This is a genomic window from Desulfovibrio sp. ZJ746 (genome assembly GCF_011039155.1).
Classification (GTDB): domain Bacteria; phylum Desulfobacterota; class Desulfovibrionia; order Desulfovibrionales; family Desulfovibrionaceae; genus Desulfovibrio.
In genome coordinates, this window is sequence record NZ_JAAKEK010000002.1 from 210058 (window position 1) to 223876 (window position 13819).

General features: G+C 67.4%; 12 protein-coding genes. 10 read left to right on the forward strand and 2 right to left on the reverse strand.

From position 1 onward, the window contains the following. Window positions 1-3 precede the first annotated feature (3 nt). Complete coding sequence (locus G7Y54_RS05285) at window positions 4-1290, reverse strand: MFS transporter (RefSeq protein WP_165078243.1); 1287 nt, start codon at window positions 1288-1290, stop codon at window positions 4-6. 316 nt (window positions 1291-1606) lie between these two features. Next, complete coding sequence (locus G7Y54_RS05290) at window positions 1607-4306, reverse strand: PEP/pyruvate-binding domain-containing protein (RefSeq protein ID WP_165078244.1); 2700 nt, start codon at window positions 4304-4306, stop codon at window positions 1607-1609. A gap of 316 nt (window positions 4307-4622) precedes the next feature. Between G7Y54_RS05290 and G7Y54_RS05295 the strand changes: the two genes are divergently transcribed. The 10 genes from G7Y54_RS05295 to G7Y54_RS05340 all read left to right on the forward strand — a co-directional run bounded on the left by G7Y54_RS05295 (window position 4623) and on the right by G7Y54_RS05340 (window position 13788). Continuing rightward, window positions 4623-4925 (forward strand): DVU0150 family protein, encoded by a 303-nt coding sequence (locus tag G7Y54_RS05295; protein ID WP_165078245.1) that lies wholly within the window; start codon window positions 4623-4625, stop codon window positions 4923-4925. A gap of 18 nt (window positions 4926-4943) precedes the next feature. Next, the gene (locus G7Y54_RS05300) at window positions 4944-6008 is read left to right on the forward strand and encodes a sulfite exporter TauE/SafE family protein (RefSeq protein ID WP_165078246.1); all 1065 of its coding nucleotides are present in this window, start codon (window positions 4944-4946) and stop codon (window positions 6006-6008) included. Window positions 6009-6020: 12 nt separating this feature from the next. After that, entirely contained in the window at window positions 6021-6608 is a 588-nt protein-coding gene (locus G7Y54_RS05305; RefSeq protein ID WP_165078247.1) for a DUF4881 domain-containing protein, read from the forward strand. A 465-nt stretch (window positions 6609-7073) separates the two neighbouring features. Continuing rightward, window positions 7074-7385 (forward strand): hypothetical protein, encoded by a 312-nt coding sequence (locus G7Y54_RS05310; RefSeq protein WP_165078248.1) that lies wholly within the window; start codon window positions 7074-7076, stop codon window positions 7383-7385. 17 nt (window positions 7386-7402) lie between these two features. Then, entirely contained in the window at window positions 7403-8242 is an 840-nt protein-coding gene (locus tag G7Y54_RS05315; RefSeq protein ID WP_165078249.1) for a hypothetical protein, read from the forward strand. 179 nt (window positions 8243-8421) lie between these two features. Continuing rightward, window positions 8422-8994: a YchJ family protein gene (locus G7Y54_RS05320; protein WP_165078250.1), complete on the forward strand. Its 573-nt coding sequence runs from the start codon at window positions 8422-8424 to the stop codon at window positions 8992-8994. Continuing rightward, the gene (locus tag G7Y54_RS05325) at window positions 8991-9473 is read left to right on the forward strand and encodes a hypothetical protein (RefSeq protein WP_241159382.1); all 483 of its coding nucleotides are present in this window, start codon (window positions 8991-8993) and stop codon (window positions 9471-9473) included. The genes G7Y54_RS05320 and G7Y54_RS05325 overlap by 4 nt, the downstream gene beginning before the upstream one ends. Window positions 9474-9483: 10 nt before the next feature. Beyond that, window positions 9484-10839: a glucose-6-phosphate isomerase gene (locus tag G7Y54_RS05330; protein WP_165078251.1), complete on the forward strand. Its 1356-nt coding sequence runs from the start codon at window positions 9484-9486 to the stop codon at window positions 10837-10839. A 4-nt stretch (window positions 10840-10843) separates the two neighbouring features. Then, window positions 10844-12388, forward strand: coding sequence for an ATP-binding protein (locus tag G7Y54_RS05335; protein WP_346773628.1), 1545 nt, complete (start codon window positions 10844-10846; stop codon window positions 12386-12388). A gap of 20 nt (window positions 12389-12408) precedes the next feature. Beyond that, on the forward strand, window positions 12409-13788 hold the full coding sequence (locus tag G7Y54_RS05340; protein WP_165078252.1) for a sigma-54 dependent transcriptional regulator: 1380 nt from the start codon (window positions 12409-12411) through the stop codon (window positions 13786-13788). The last annotated feature ends 31 nt before the right edge of the window (window positions 13789-13819 follow it).

Consider the following 13819-nt stretch of genomic DNA (forward strand, 5'->3'; position numbering starts at 1 on the left):
CCCTCACGCCGCCCGGCGCCGGGCCTCGCGGTCGGCGCGCAGCACCCGCGCACGGTCGATGATCATGAAGAGGCCGCAGCAGGCCACGCTCACGGCGCCCGCCGTGAACACCCCCTGGTAGCCGAAACCCGCCTGCATCACGAGGCCGCCGATGACGGGCGCCAGCATGCCGCTGGCGTCGAAGGTGGCCATCATCACGTTGGAATTCACCGAGCGCATCTCCGGGGTGGAGCGGTCATAGACCGCCGCCGCCAAGAGCGGATAGAGCAGGCCGAGGCTCAGCCCGTAGACGCAGGCGAGCGGCAGGAAGCTCCACTGCGGCCCCCAGGCGAGCCCGAGCACGCAGAGCGAGAGCACGGCCGCGCAGAGCGTGGTCACGCGGTAGCGCGGCAGCGTGTCCATGTGGTGGCTGCCGAAAAGGCGCACGAGGATGATGGTGACGGTGTAGGTGCTGAAAAACCACGCCGGATGCGCCCCGGTGACGCCGCACAGGCCCTTCATGAAAAAGATGGCGATGACCGTGGTGATGCTGAAGGCGAGGCAGGAGAGGTTGACGAAGGCGAGGCCCGAATGGGTGATGGCGTGCCACAGCTCCTGGCGCGACATGCCGCTTTGGGGCGCCACCTCGGGCGTGCGCAGGCGCTTGGCCAGAAGGCCGATCATGACGAAGGACGGGATGCCGAGCACGGTGGTGGCGGCGAAGAGGCGCGCCTCGCCGCCGAGCAGCGGGATAAGGCTCTCCGACACGGCCGGGATGATGGAGTACGGCAAGAGCATGGTCAGGGAAAAGAGGGCGAAGCCGCGCGCGCTCTGCCCGGGCGGGATGCAGTCCACAAGCACGGCCACGGTGCAGCAGGAAAACACGGCGAGCGCTATGCCCTGCACGAGGCGCAGGGCGAGGATGATCGCCACGGCGTCGTGCGGCGTCACATAGGGGTAGACGAGCATGGCGAGGCTCATGACGACGAGCGAGACCACCATGGCCCCGAGCTTGCTTCGCTTGAGCATGAAGACGCTGGTGAGCGGCCGGAAAATGAGGATCATGGCGAAGAGCGCGGAGAGCAGAATGCCCCGCCACTGCGGCGCGATGCCGAGACCCTGCATCCACTGCTCGAAGCAGTAGTAGACAGCGATGAAGCTGTTGCTGCACATGGCCATGAGGAAGAGCAGGATAAAGTCGCGGGAGAGCAGCTTTTGCGGCACGTGGCCGGGCTTGTCCCAGCGCTTGGGGGCTTTTTGCGGGCCGATGAAGCGGGCCGGGCCGAAGATGGCGAGCAGGGAGCGGTGCATGGCATGACTCCGGGCGGCTGCGGGAGGGCCGCCGCCTTGCATGGAGGCTTTGGCAGGCTTTTCGTTGTTGCTGTATCTGTGCTTCCTGTGTAATGCCGAAATCATCCGTCAAAAACAGCCTTTTAGGTTCCGGCGGCGTCAGAAAAAAATTTCCTCGGTTGAGTACTTGAGTACACTCCCTTCGGAAATTATTTTTCTTCCTTGCCGGAACCTAAAAATCTTATTTTTTAGGATCCTTCCGGCACGAGCATCCGTCTTCCGCTTCGCTCCAGACGGAATGAAGGAAAAGTTGTCCACGGCAGCGGAGCACCAGGCCTTAGTGGTATTCCCCGTTGAGAAAGTTGGCGGCGAAGGTCTGGACGGCGGCCTCGCTGACCATGAGCATGTCCATCTGGCGCGTCATGATGAGCAGGCGCCCCAGCTGGTCGAGGCGGGAGCAGATCTCGAGCTTCGGGTATTTCTGGAAGCGCGCGCGCACCCTATCATGGAGCACGTCGATGGTAAAGCCGAGCTCGCTCAGGATAAGGCCGATGCAGCGCGCCCGCCGCCCGCGCTGCACGTCGCCGGCGGCGCCGCCCGCGAACTCGAAGCGGATATAGTTCTTGTTCACCGTGTCTCCGCACCAGCTGTCAAGAATGGCGTAGTGGTAGCCCACCCGCGAGGAGAAATTGAGGTAGCGGTCGGACACGATGGCGTAGCTCCTGTCGCCGAAGCGCTGCCCGCCCTGGAGGTTGCCGCCGATCATGCTCTGCCCCATGACCGAGAGGAAGCCGCGCATGTTCACCGGCCTGGGCCCCCGCGCCTGCACGGCCGGGTTCAGCATGCCGGCGAGCAGGTGCTTGAAGGGCACGCTGGTCACGTCTTCCGGCGTCACTTCGGGCCGGTGCGGCGGCTTGAGGCCCCCGCCGAGGTCGATGACGTAGAGGTCAAGCGGCACCGCGCACACGAGGCGGCTGGCCGCGCCCGCGCCGCCGCTTTCCGAAAGGCTGTCGGAAAGGAGGAACATCTCCGCGTAGCTCTTCTCGTGGGCGTAGCGCATGATGTCGTGCAGCGAGGTGCAGTTGGCCGGCGCGAAGAGCTCGGACTGCGGGTCGATGAGGTGCAGCGGCAGGATATAGGGCGCCACGCGCCGGAGCAGCACCTGCGCCGGGTTGTCGGCCTGGGGCGGCTGGCGGCGGCGCAGGCTCAAGGCCAGAAGCTCGGGCACCTCGCCCGCGAACACGCGGCCGAGCAGCGCGTCCACCGTGACCACCTCGCCGTCCGACAGCAGGCTCACGGCGCCGGGCACGTTCATGAGCGCGGGCACGCCGAACTCCCGGCAGAGGGAGGCGAGATGCCCGGTGAGGCTGCCCGTCTCGGCCACCAAGGCGGCCGCGCGCCGGAGCGCGGTCATCACATTGGGCGAGGAATGCTCGATGACCATCACCGCGCCCTCGGGGAAGTGCGTCAGGTCCTCGTTGGGATGGGCGTGCATCACCGGGCCGCAGCCCACGCCCCGGGCCGCGATGTCCGCCCCGAAGAGCAGGGGCCGCAAATGCCCCAGCGCGGGCAGGGTGCATTCCTCCGAGGCGCTGTCCGGGCTCGCGCAGTCAAGGCCCATGGGCCGCGCCTGGAGGAGCACGATGCGGTCGTCCTGGTCCACGGCCCATTCCATGTCCTGCGGATACTGGTAGTGGCGCTCGAGCGTGAGGGCCATGGCCGCGATGTCCGCGGCCTGCGCGTCGCTCAGGGAGGGCATGTCGCGCATGTCCTCGGGCACTTCCGTGAGCACGCATTCCGCATGCTCCCCGTGGCGCCGGAGCACCATCTCCATCTCCTTGTGCGCGATGACGCATTGCGTCACCTTGCCCGTGGCGCGCGAGACGAGCCACTGGTCCGGCGTGCCCGTGCCGTCGGCCACCATCTCCCCGAGGCCCCAGAGGCCGTTGATGAGCACGCAGTTGGAGCGCAGATCGACAGGATGGCGCGAAAAGGCCACGCCGGCCGCCCGCGCGTCCACCATCTGTACGCAGCACAGGCCCATCCCGGTGGCGTCGAGCGCGTAGCCGTGCGCCGCCCTGTAGGTGAGGGCGCGCTCGGAAAACAGGCTCGCGATGACGGTCTTCATGGCCGTGAGCAGCTCCGGCCGCATGACGCCGAGCACGCTGTGGTACTGCCCGGCGAAGGACTGCACGCCGTCCTCGGCCACCGCGCTGGAGCGCAGGGCCGCCACCGCCTTGTCGCGGTCGTCGCCGAAGGCGTCGTCCCACGCGGCATACATGGCGCGGGCGAGGTCGTCGGGCACGGGCGCGGCCATGATGAAGCGCTCGGCCTCGCGCGCGGCTTTGCGGATGGTGGAGGGCTTTTCCACATCCACCCGCCGCAAGGCCTCGTAGATGCGGCCGAAAAGGTCGCCGTTGCGCAAAAGGAAGATGGTCGCCGCCTTGATGGTCACGGCAAAGCCGCGCGGCACCGGCAGCCCGAGCATGTTCTTGAGCTCGCCGAGGTTGGCGTTCTTGCCGCCCACGATATAGGCCATGCTCGCGTCCACCTCGGAGAGGGGCACGGTGACGGTGCGCAGGTCGCCGCGGGTGTGGCTGCGCAACTCGCGCTCGATGCGGCCGCCGAGCGCCTTGGCCGCGCCCACGAGCTCGGTATGGCGGTTGCCGGACATGCCGTTGAGGCTCTCGGCCATGCGCTCGCAGAGAAAGACCGCGCGGCGCGCCTCCTTGCGCACTTCGCGCGTCTCGAGGCCGCGCTCGCCCTGCTGGGCCTGGGTGAGGGCCGCGAGGATGCCGGCGAGGTCGGCATTGGCCTGGAGCAGTTCCTTAAACGACGCATAGCGGCGGTTGAAGGCGGCCATGGCCTCGGCGCGGGAAAGGCCGCGGCGCGGGCGGAAAAAGCGCAGCAGGCGCTCGGCGAAGGTGGGCTTTTCGGGGGCCGCGCCTGAAGCGGGGCCGTTTTGCGCATCGTCCTTGCGGTCTTTGCGGGTCGCGCCTTCGGGCGCGGAACTTGTGCCGGTATGCTCGGGGGCCATGGGCATCCTCGCGTCATGGTGAAAAAATACGCCGGGCCGCGCCCGGACGCGCGGAAGCGCGCCGTTCCTAGCCTAGGTGAGAACGCGGCCCCGCGCAAGCCGCCCGGAGGGCGCCGCCGGAGCGCGGAACATGCCCGGACGGGCTTGCCATTATTTTCACATCCGGGTATAAGGCTGGCACTAGGCTTAGGATTTTGTGGCAGAATGGAAGTACCGCCACGGTTCGCGCCGCGTCCCCATCCTGGCGCGAGGCCCCCCTGCCGTTGTGTGCGGGATGCCTCCATTCCCTGGATTCCCCTTTCCGCTGGAGGATGTCATGAGGAAACTGCGCCGACTGTGGACCTGGATCTTGGGCTGCGCGCTCGTCTTGCCCGCCCTGATGCCTTCAATCGCCCTTGCCGCCAAGAAGAAAGCCGATGTCGTCATCGTGGCCGACACCCGCAAGCTCGACGGCATCCTTTACTGGTGGGCGGAAATGTATAACGAGAGCCACCTGCTCTTCGCCATCATGACCATGGTCATCATCCCCATCATCGGCTGCATCCTCGGCTGGCTCGCCGATATCGTCATGTCGCACATCGGCATCGACCTCAAACACCGCGAACTGGCGGAAAAGTAGCCCGGAAAGGAGGCACTCATGGACTGGCTGTATATCTTGATGCCCATTTCCGGTGTGATGATCTTCTGGCCCGGCCTGATCATTCTTGGTCTCGGCGTGGGCATCATCGGCGGCTTCTTCGGCCTGGGCGGCGCCTGGATGGTCACGCCGGGCCTCAACATCCTCGGCTTCCCCATGGCTTTCGCCATCGGTACGGACGTGGCCCAGATGGCGGGCAAGTCGCTCATCTCCACCATGCGCCACGGCAAGTTCGGCAACGTGGACTACCTGCTCGGCATCACCATGCTCATCGGTACTGTGGTGGGCGTGGAAATCGGCGCCCAGATGGTCATGTGGCTCGAGCGCATCGGCTCGGTGGACAAGGTCGTCCGCTGGCTCTATGTGGTGCTGCTCGTGCTGCTCGCCTGGCTCGTCTTCCATGACGTGTGGCTGCGCCGCAAGAAGGAGCGCGAAGCCGCGGCCCAGCACAAGGAACTCGACAAGGCCGCCGTGGGCGTGGACTGGGCGAGCAAGCTCCAGGCCATCCACATCCCGCCTGTCGTGCACTTCAAGAACGCGGGCATCACCTGCTCCGCGTGGCTGCCCATCACGGTGAGCCTCTTCACCGGCTGGCTCGCCGGTATCCTCGGCATCGGCGGCGGCCTCATCCGCATGCCCGCCCTCGTCTACCTCGTGGGCTGCCCGACCCACCTCGCGGTCGGCACGGACCTCTTTGAAGTGGCCATCTCCGGCCTCTACGGCACGGCCTCCTACGCCTACAAGGGCCGCGTGGAGCTCATGGCCGCCCTGATCATGCTCTGCGGCGCGGCCATCGGCGCGCAGATCGGCGTGGTCGCCACCAAGTACGTCAAGGGCTACGGCATCCGCTTCGTGTTCGGCCTGGCCGTGCTCGGCTGCCTCATGTCCGTCGTGCTCAAGCTCCTCCAGGCCGAATTCCCGTCCTGGGGCTGGCTGCTCGGCCCCTTGGCCACCGTGGAAGTGCTCGGCTTCGTGAGCGCCATCTCCATTTACATCGCCGTGCGCATGGTGCAGGGCGCCAAGGCGGAATTGGCCGCCAAGAAGCAACAGGCCGCCGGCAACTAGGAGGAGAACGCCATGAAAATTCGGAGTTTGCTGCTTTCGCTGGTGCTGGTCCTCTCCTTCGCGCTGGCCGCCTGCGACTTTGACGGCGGCGTGGAACAGGGCCGCACCGTGGGCTATGACGAAGCCAACAAGACTATCACCATGGTGGTGGACACCACCCTCGACCAGCACAACCCGCATTACAGCGGCGGCGTCCACACCTTCAAGTTGCCCACCGACCCGCGCGACATGGGCCCGGCCCCCGTGGAGGGCGGCCGCCTCATGCTCGAGATGGACAAGGGCATGATGCTCTACTATGACCGCGACGACCAGAAGGTCAAGGAAATGCCCGTCGAGTTCGTCAACGTGCAGAAGGGCGTCACCGCGAAGGCCGCGGCCGGCAAGAAGTTCCCCATCGTGGACAAGGCCGCCTGCACCGTGACCGTGTATTCCCCGAGGCTCGAGTCCATCGTGACCTTCAAGGTGCCCGAGAGCGACATCGACCTGCCGGAATATGTCTGGACGGCCGGCGACGAGGCGCGCATCGCCTTCCGCAAGGAAAACAAGAACCAGGCCATCCGCTTCATGAACGTCTCCAAGACGAGCATCTTCACCCGCTAGTGACACCCTCCCGCGCGGGGCCGTGGACTGCGGCCCCGCGCGGGCTCATCACGGAAATGGCTGTGCCGCTCTCATGCGGTCAATGGGGTTCCCTATCCCGTCTGGAGCGAAGCGGAAGACGGGTGCGAGTGCCGGAAGAATCCTAAAAAATAAGATTTTTTGCTGCTTGCTTGGAAGATAAAAATTGCGCTAGCCGTTGGTGAGTCCACGAGCCTTACGGATAGCGACAGTGGCATCGTTGGCTAACTGTTACGGTAACTTGCTGCTGCCTTCATCCGTAGCTTCCTTCGTCGCAACGGCTGAAGCTCCGCAGGGAGTGTACTCAAGTACTCGACCGAAGAAATTTTTTTCTGACGCAGCCGGAACCTGAAAGGCTGTTTTTGACGGATACTTTCGGCGTTCAGAAAGTACAGGGACACCAACAAAAGCCGTGTGCAACAAAACCCAAAGGCGCACGGGAGGCGCATGAACAGCTACAAGCAGTCGCTCTATGCGGGCATCATCCGCATCCTCGCCAATGTGCTCATGGTGGGCGCGCTCTTCTTCGCCATGCGCGAGGCCGCCCTGCCCTCTCCGTGGCCCTCGGAGGCCGTGTTCTGCGCCTGGTTCTTCGGCATCACCATCCCGCTCTGGGGCGCGGCATGCCTCCTCACACGCCGCATCCGCCGCCAATTCCCCGCTGAATTCGAGAGCCTTGTGGAACTGCCGCGCAAGGGCCCGCAGCTCGTGCGCTGGCGCGTGCTCGACGAGGCTTCCCGCATGGCGCCCGCGCGCTGACCATGCCCGCGGCCTCCATGCGACCCGAGTTCGATCCCCGTCCCTGGCAGGCCGCCGCGCTCGCGCGCACGCGGCAGCACCGCCTCGGCCTTGTGAGCGGCATCCTGCTCGCCGTGGCCCTGCTCGGGCTCTTTGACGGCCTTTTGGCCGAAATGCGCGCGGGCGCAAACCAGCTCGAGCTCTTGCCCGGCGAGAGCCTGACCCTTTCCGGGCCGGCGGCGCTGAAAAATCCCGTCTCAAGCGACCTCGTGGCGCGCCTAAGCCCGCCGGACGCGCCCCTGCGCTTCACCCTCGAAGGCTTTTTCACCGGCTACTGGTTCGGCAACGGCATGTGGCGCGGCGAGGTCATGGCCGAGCCCGAGGCCGCGCCCGGCACTTACGGCCTGCGCGTCACCTTCAGGGGCGCGGTGGGCCAGGCGCCGCAGGTCTATACCCTCATCGTCCACGAGGACGCCGCGGCCCGGCGCGAAGCCTCGCTCTCCTTCCTCCGATGCCTGGCGGGCGTGAACCCCTTTGTGCTCGCGGCACTCTGCGGCGGGGCGGGCGTCCTGCTCGGCGGCGCCACCTATGCCTTCGGCCGCCGCCATGTGCGGCTTTTGGCAGAGCTCGGGTGCAGCGAGGTCTACCGCGCGGCCCCGGCGGGCGCGGGCCTGCGCCTCTGGTGCCTTGCGGCCAAGGCCATGGCCCCGCGCCCCGGAACTCTCTGCCCGGTGCTGGACGCGGATGGCGCGGCCATCGGCGAGGCCCGGGCCGGGCAGTGGCGCAAGGGCAGCCTGGAACTCACCTTGCCCGCCGCGCGCCCGCTCCCCGAAGGAAGCCTCGTCCGCCTGCGAACACCCGCCACGCGCGGCCAGTAGCTGTCTTTTGGATGCGGGCGCGGGGCGGAGCCCCGCATCTTCCTCCCCACCACCAACCTCCCCGCCTCCACCCTCCCCGGCTCCAACCTCTCCGGCCCCCGCGGCCTTGCCCGGCGGGGCGGCATGGGCTATGCTTTTGCAGCCGGCAGAGTGCCGGTTGCAAACCCAAGGCGGTCATCATGTCCCGCGCGCGGCCCGAGTCCCCGGCATCATCCTCCACCCCATCCCCGGCAGCGGTTCCGGCTAAAGCGCCCTGCCCCTGCGGCAGCGGCAAGGCCCTTGGCGCCTGCTGCGGCCCTTATCTGGAGGGCGCCGCGTGGCCGGAGACCGCCGAGGCGCTCATGCGCTCGCGCTATACGGCCTATGCGCTCGGCAACTATCCGTGGCTCGTGGAGACGACCCACCCCGGCGCCCGGGCGGACGTGAGCGCGGAAGGGCTCGCGCAACAATGCAAGGGAGTGCGCTGGCTCCGGCTGGATGTGGAAAAATGCGTGGACGCCACCGAGCCCGGGGACGCGGACATGGTGGAATTTCACGCCCTGTACGAGCTCGACGGCGTGGTGCGCCAGATCGGCGAGCGCAGCGCCTTCGTGCGCGATGGGGGCAGGCTGTACTACATGGACGGCACGGCGCTCCGGCCCGCGGCCTACAGGCGCGAGGCGCCCAAGGTGGGCAGGAACGACCCGTGCCCCTGCGGCAGCGGCAGGAAATACAAGAAATGCTGCGGCCGCAACTCGGGAGACGCCGCATGAGGGAGCGGCCGCCCTTGCGCAGCGCCCCGCTGGCGGCGCGGCGTTTTTGCCTCGACTGCCAGGGCGCGTCGCCGGGGGCGGTGCGCAGTTGCGCGGATAGAGCCTGCCCGCTCTGGGAGTGGCGGCTGCCGCCCGCTGCCCGCGAGGCATCGGGAGCCGGCGGCGCGTGCAGCGACACAGCGCGGGCCGTGCTCCGGGCCATCCGGCGGCAATGCGTGACGTGCGCGGGCAGCCGCGGCGATGTGCGGGCCTGCGCCGCGCGCGAGGACTGCGCCCTGTGGTCCTACCGTTTCGGTGTGCGCCCGCGCACCTACAGGGAGGTGCGGCGGCGCTTTTTCGCGCCGCGCGAGCTCGACCTGCCGCTGGCGCCGGCCGCAGCCCGGCCGGGCGCGGCAGAAGATTTTTTGCGGGCGCCCGCGCCCGTGCTGGCGATGAAGGCTTGTCCACAACGGGGAGATATTCCTGCAAAAACTGTGTGAGGAGGTAGCCATGGCAGCGGAAAACGGCTCCACCAGTTATCTTGAATGGTCCCGCGCCTGGACCGGGCGCATGCCGGCCTCCGGGCAGGCGCTGGCCGCCCGCGCGCCCGAGCTGGCCGAGCGCCTGCGCGCGGGCGTGGCCGCAGGCGAGATGCCCTTCCTGAACATGCCCTACCGCGAGCGCCTGGAGCAGGCGCTGCCGCCGCTGCTCGCCAAGCTCAAGCCCTTCAGGCACATGCTCGTGCTCGGCATCGGCGGCTCGGCCCTCGGCGCGCGCGCCATGCAGAAGGCCTTTGCGCCCGGCCAGGACGGCCCGGACTATGCCGGGCCCTGGCTCTGGATCGCGGACAATGTCTGCGCGAGCCAGTTCGAGGCGCTGCTCGGGAAGCTCCCGCCGAAAGAGACGGTCGTCGTGTGCATCAGCAAGTCCGGCGGCACCATCGAGACGCTGGCGCAGTATTTCCTCGTGCGGGCGTGGCTCCAGAAGGCGCTCGGCGACGGCTGGCAAAAGCACATGGTGGTCGTGACCGACCAGAAAAAGGGCTATCTGCGCCAGGAAGCCACGGAAAAGGCGCTGGACGCCCTCGAAGTGCCGGACTATCTCGGCGGCCGCTATTCGGCGCTCTCGGCCGTTGGCCTCTTGCCCGCGGGCTTCATCGGCATCGACTGGCAGGCCCTGCTCAGGGGCGCGGCCTCGGTGGCGCAGCCGCTTCTGGCCGACCCGGCGAGCATCGCGCGGCATCCTTCCTTCTCGCTGGCCTGCTGGGCGCGGGAGCTGGAAGAGCATGACTACGGCCAGCTCATCTTTTTCTGCTACATCCCGCAGTGGGCGGCCTACGGCCAGTGGTTCGCGCAGCTCTGGGCCGAGAGCCTCGGCAAGGACGGCAAGGGGAGCCTGCCCGTGCCGGCCACGGGCGTGACCGACCAGCACTCGGTGAACCAGATGTTCCTCGACGGGCCGCGCAACAAGGGCTGCCTCTTCCTCACGGGCGAGCAGCCGCGCTCGGGCCGCAGCTTCGGGCAGGACCTACCCGAGCAGTGGGCCTGGCTGCGCGGCAAGGCCTTCGACAGCCTGCTGGACGCCGAGGCCCTTGGCACGCGCATGGCGCTCTGCAAGAGCGGGGTGCCGCTGGTCAACGTGCACATGGGGAGCCTCGACGAATTCGCGGCCGGCTCGCTGATGATGCTCCTTGAGGCGGCCACCATCTTCACGGGCTGGCTCATGGGCATCAACCCGGTGGACCAGCCGGCGGTGGAGCTTGGCAAGCGCATCGCCAACACGCGCCTGGGCGCGCCGGGTTATACCGAGGAAGCGGCCGACCTCGCCGCCTTCCTCGCCGTGCCGGCGGAAAAGCAGGCGTTCTAGGCCCGTGGGAGCGGCGAAGGCCGGGCACGAGGCGGACGGCGCCAAGGAGGAGGCGGAGCGCCGCGTGGCCCAGGAGGCGGAGCGCCTGCCCCTGAGCTACGCGCGCACGCTCTCCTGGCTGTCCCTGCTCTTCATCCTGCTCTCGAGCCTCGCGCTCTCGTTCTTCATCTCGAGCTCGGTGCGCGACACCCTCCTCCGGCGGCAGGAGGATTTCGCGCGCCAGCTCGTGGAAAACCTCAACAGCCAGATCTACCGCCGCTTCGCGCTGCCCACCATCATGGCCAACGGGCGCATCGCGCTCCGCCAGCCCACGCAGTACGAGCATCTCGACCGCGTGGTGCGCTCGGTCATCGAGGGGCTGCCCGTGGAGAAGCTGCGCATCTATGACTTCACGCGGCGCGTGGCCTATTCCAGCGACAAGGAGGACCAGGGCCGCGCCGGCCTCGCGCCGGCCAATGTGGACGCGGTGCTGGACGGCTCCACCGTGAGCTCCGAGATCGTCTCCAGCATCCCGGCGTGGCAGGCGCCCTTCCGCGTGCCGCTCAAGGAGGGCACCTTCGTCCTCCGGGTGCTCTATCCGCTGCGCGGCGAGCCCATGGGCCCGGAGCACAAGGTGCCCGTCATGGGGGCGCTGGAGCTCACGCAGGACATCACGGACGACTACGAGCGCGTGCTGGCCTTTCAGGGCATCATCGTGGTCATGTGCCTGCTCTCGTCCGTCTTGCTCTTCGGCGTGTTGCACCTGCTCATCCAGCGGGCCGAGCGCGTGCTCGCCGAGCGCATGCAGAAAAACCGCCAGCTCGAGAACGAGCTGCACAGCAACGAGCGTCTCGTGAGCATGGGGCGGGTGGTGGCGAGCATCGCCCACGAGATCCGCAACCCGCTCGGCATCATCCGCTCCAGCGCGGAGCTCTTGCAGCGGCGCACCGCCGGGGCCGACAAGGGCACGGCGCGCATCCTGGGCGCCATCTACGACGAGGCCGTGCGCCTCTCGCAGACGGTCAACGACTTTCTGGACTACGCGAGGCCGCGCAAGCCCCGCGAGGACATGGTGGACGTGGACCTCGTGCTCGGCCAGGCGCTGGCCTTCCTCGAGGGGGAGTTCAGCCGCAAGGGCGTCAGCGTGGAGCGCGAGCTGGAGCCCGGGCTCTTCGTGCGCGGCGACAAGGATTTGCTGTACCGCGCCTTTTACAATATCCTCGTCAACGGGCAGCAGGCGCTGGACGGCCCGGGCGTCATCCGGGTGAGCGGGCGCAGGCTCGACGCTCAAGCGGGAGGCCCGGAAACGGCGGACGGCCAGCCGCCCGAACCACTCGTGGCGCTGGAATTTCTGGACTCCGGCCCCGGCTTCGACCCGGCAACCCTCGGAAGCCTGCTCGACCCCTTCTTTACCACCAAGGAGGGGGGCACGGGCCTGGGGCTGCCCATCGTGCAGTCCATCATCGTGGGCCACGGCGGGCGCATCGAGCTAGAAAACGGCGAAGAAGGCGGGGCGCTCGTGCGGGTCATCCTGCCCGGGGCGGCCGCGGCCCCCAAGGAACCGGCCTGACCACCGAAGAGAGACACGGCATGGGTGAAAAGGCGCATATCCTCGTCATCGACGACGAGAAAAACTATCTCCTCGTTCTCCAGACCCTGCTGGAAGACGAGGGCTATACCGTCACGGCCATCAGCGACCCGGAGACCGCGCTCGCCTTTCTGGAGGAGAGCGAGGTGGACGTGGTCGTCACGGACATGAAGATGCCCAAGGTGAGCGGCCGCGAGGTGCTCCAGCGGGTGAAGAAGGAGTGGCCGTATATCCCGGTGCTCATCATGACGGCCTTCGGCTCCATCGAGAGCGCCGTGGACGTGATGAAGTACGGCGCCTTTGACTACATCACCAAGCCCTTTTCCAACGACGAGCTCCTGCTTTCCATCCACAACGCCGTGGAGCTCTCGCGCGCGCACCGGCAGTACCGCCTCTTGCAGGAGGCCATGGAAAACCGCTACGGCATCCACCAGATCGTGGGCCGCAGCAAGGCCATCCGCGACGTGCTCGTCATGGTGGAGCGCGCGGCGCCGAGCCGTTCGACGGTGCTCATCAGCGGCGAGTCCGGCACGGGCAAGGAGCTCGTGGCCCGCGCCATCCACTACGCAAGCCCGCGCAAGGACAAGCCCTTCATCTCGGTCAACTGCATGGCCCTCAACCCGGGCGTTCTCGAAAGCGAGCTTTTCGGCCACGAGAAGGGCTCGTTCACGGGCGCGGTGGCCCTCAGGCGCGGCCGCTTCGAGCAGGCGGACGGCGGTACGCTCTTTCTGGACGAGGTGGGCGAGCTCACGCCCGACTTGCAGGTCAAGCTTTTGCGCGTCCTGCAGGAGCGCAAGTTCGAGCGCGTGGGCGGCGGCGAGGAGATCGAGGTCGACATCCGCGTGGTGGCCGCCAGCAACAAGGACCTCGCCGCGCTGGTGGAGCGCGGGGCCTTCCGCGAAGATCTCTTCTACCGGCTCAACGTGGTGCAGATACCGCTGCCCCCCCTGCGCGAGCGGCGCGAGGACATCCCGCTGCTCGTGGCGCACTTTGTGGAAAAGGTCTGCACGGACGACAACCTGCCCCCCAAGACCTTCTCCACCGAGGCGCTCAACTACCTCACGGGCTACGAGTGGCCGGGCAATATCCGCCAGCTGGAGAACGTGGTGGAGAGCTGCCTCGTGCTGGTGCCGGGGGCGACCATCGGCGTGGACGACCTGCCCGCCGAGATCCGCGACGAGGAGGCCCAGTTCAAGAGCGCCGTGGACCTTTTGCCCGTGCAGCTCGACCTCGCGGACACGCTGGAGAAGATCGAGGCCGCGCTCATCCGGCGGGCTCTGGTGCGCGCGGACCTTGTGCAGGTCAAGGCGGCGGAATATTTGGGCATTTCCAAGAGCCTGCTCCAGTACAAGCTCAAGAAGTACGGCATCACCGGCCATTAGCGTATTTTCGTTGGAAATTTTCCCGTTTCCG

Coding starts and splice junctions, on each gene's coding strand:
- G7Y54_RS05285 (WP_165078243.1), bottom strand. CDS start 1,290: ATGCACCGCTCCCTGCTCGCCATCTTCGGCCCGGCCCGCTTCATCGGC.
- G7Y54_RS05290 (WP_165078244.1), bottom strand. CDS start 4,306: ATGGCCCCCGAGCATACCGGCACAAGTTCCGCGCCCGAAGGCGCGACC.
- G7Y54_RS05295 (WP_165078245.1), top strand. CDS start 4,623: ATGAGGAAACTGCGCCGACTGTGGACCTGGATCTTGGGCTGCGCGCTC.
- G7Y54_RS05300 (WP_165078246.1), top strand. CDS start 4,944: ATGGACTGGCTGTATATCTTGATGCCCATTTCCGGTGTGATGATCTTC.
- G7Y54_RS05305 (WP_165078247.1), top strand. CDS start 6,021: ATGAAAATTCGGAGTTTGCTGCTTTCGCTGGTGCTGGTCCTCTCCTTC.
- G7Y54_RS05310 (WP_165078248.1), top strand. CDS start 7,074: ATGAACAGCTACAAGCAGTCGCTCTATGCGGGCATCATCCGCATCCTC.
- G7Y54_RS05315 (WP_165078249.1), top strand. CDS start 7,403: ATGCGACCCGAGTTCGATCCCCGTCCCTGGCAGGCCGCCGCGCTCGCG.
- G7Y54_RS05320 (WP_165078250.1), top strand. CDS start 8,422: ATGTCCCGCGCGCGGCCCGAGTCCCCGGCATCATCCTCCACCCCATCC.
- G7Y54_RS05325 (WP_241159382.1), top strand. CDS start 8,991: ATGAGGGAGCGGCCGCCCTTGCGCAGCGCCCCGCTGGCGGCGCGGCGT.
- G7Y54_RS05330 (WP_165078251.1), top strand. CDS start 9,484: ATGGCAGCGGAAAACGGCTCCACCAGTTATCTTGAATGGTCCCGCGCC.
- G7Y54_RS05340 (WP_165078252.1), top strand. CDS start 12,409: ATGGGTGAAAAGGCGCATATCCTCGTCATCGACGACGAGAAAAACTAT.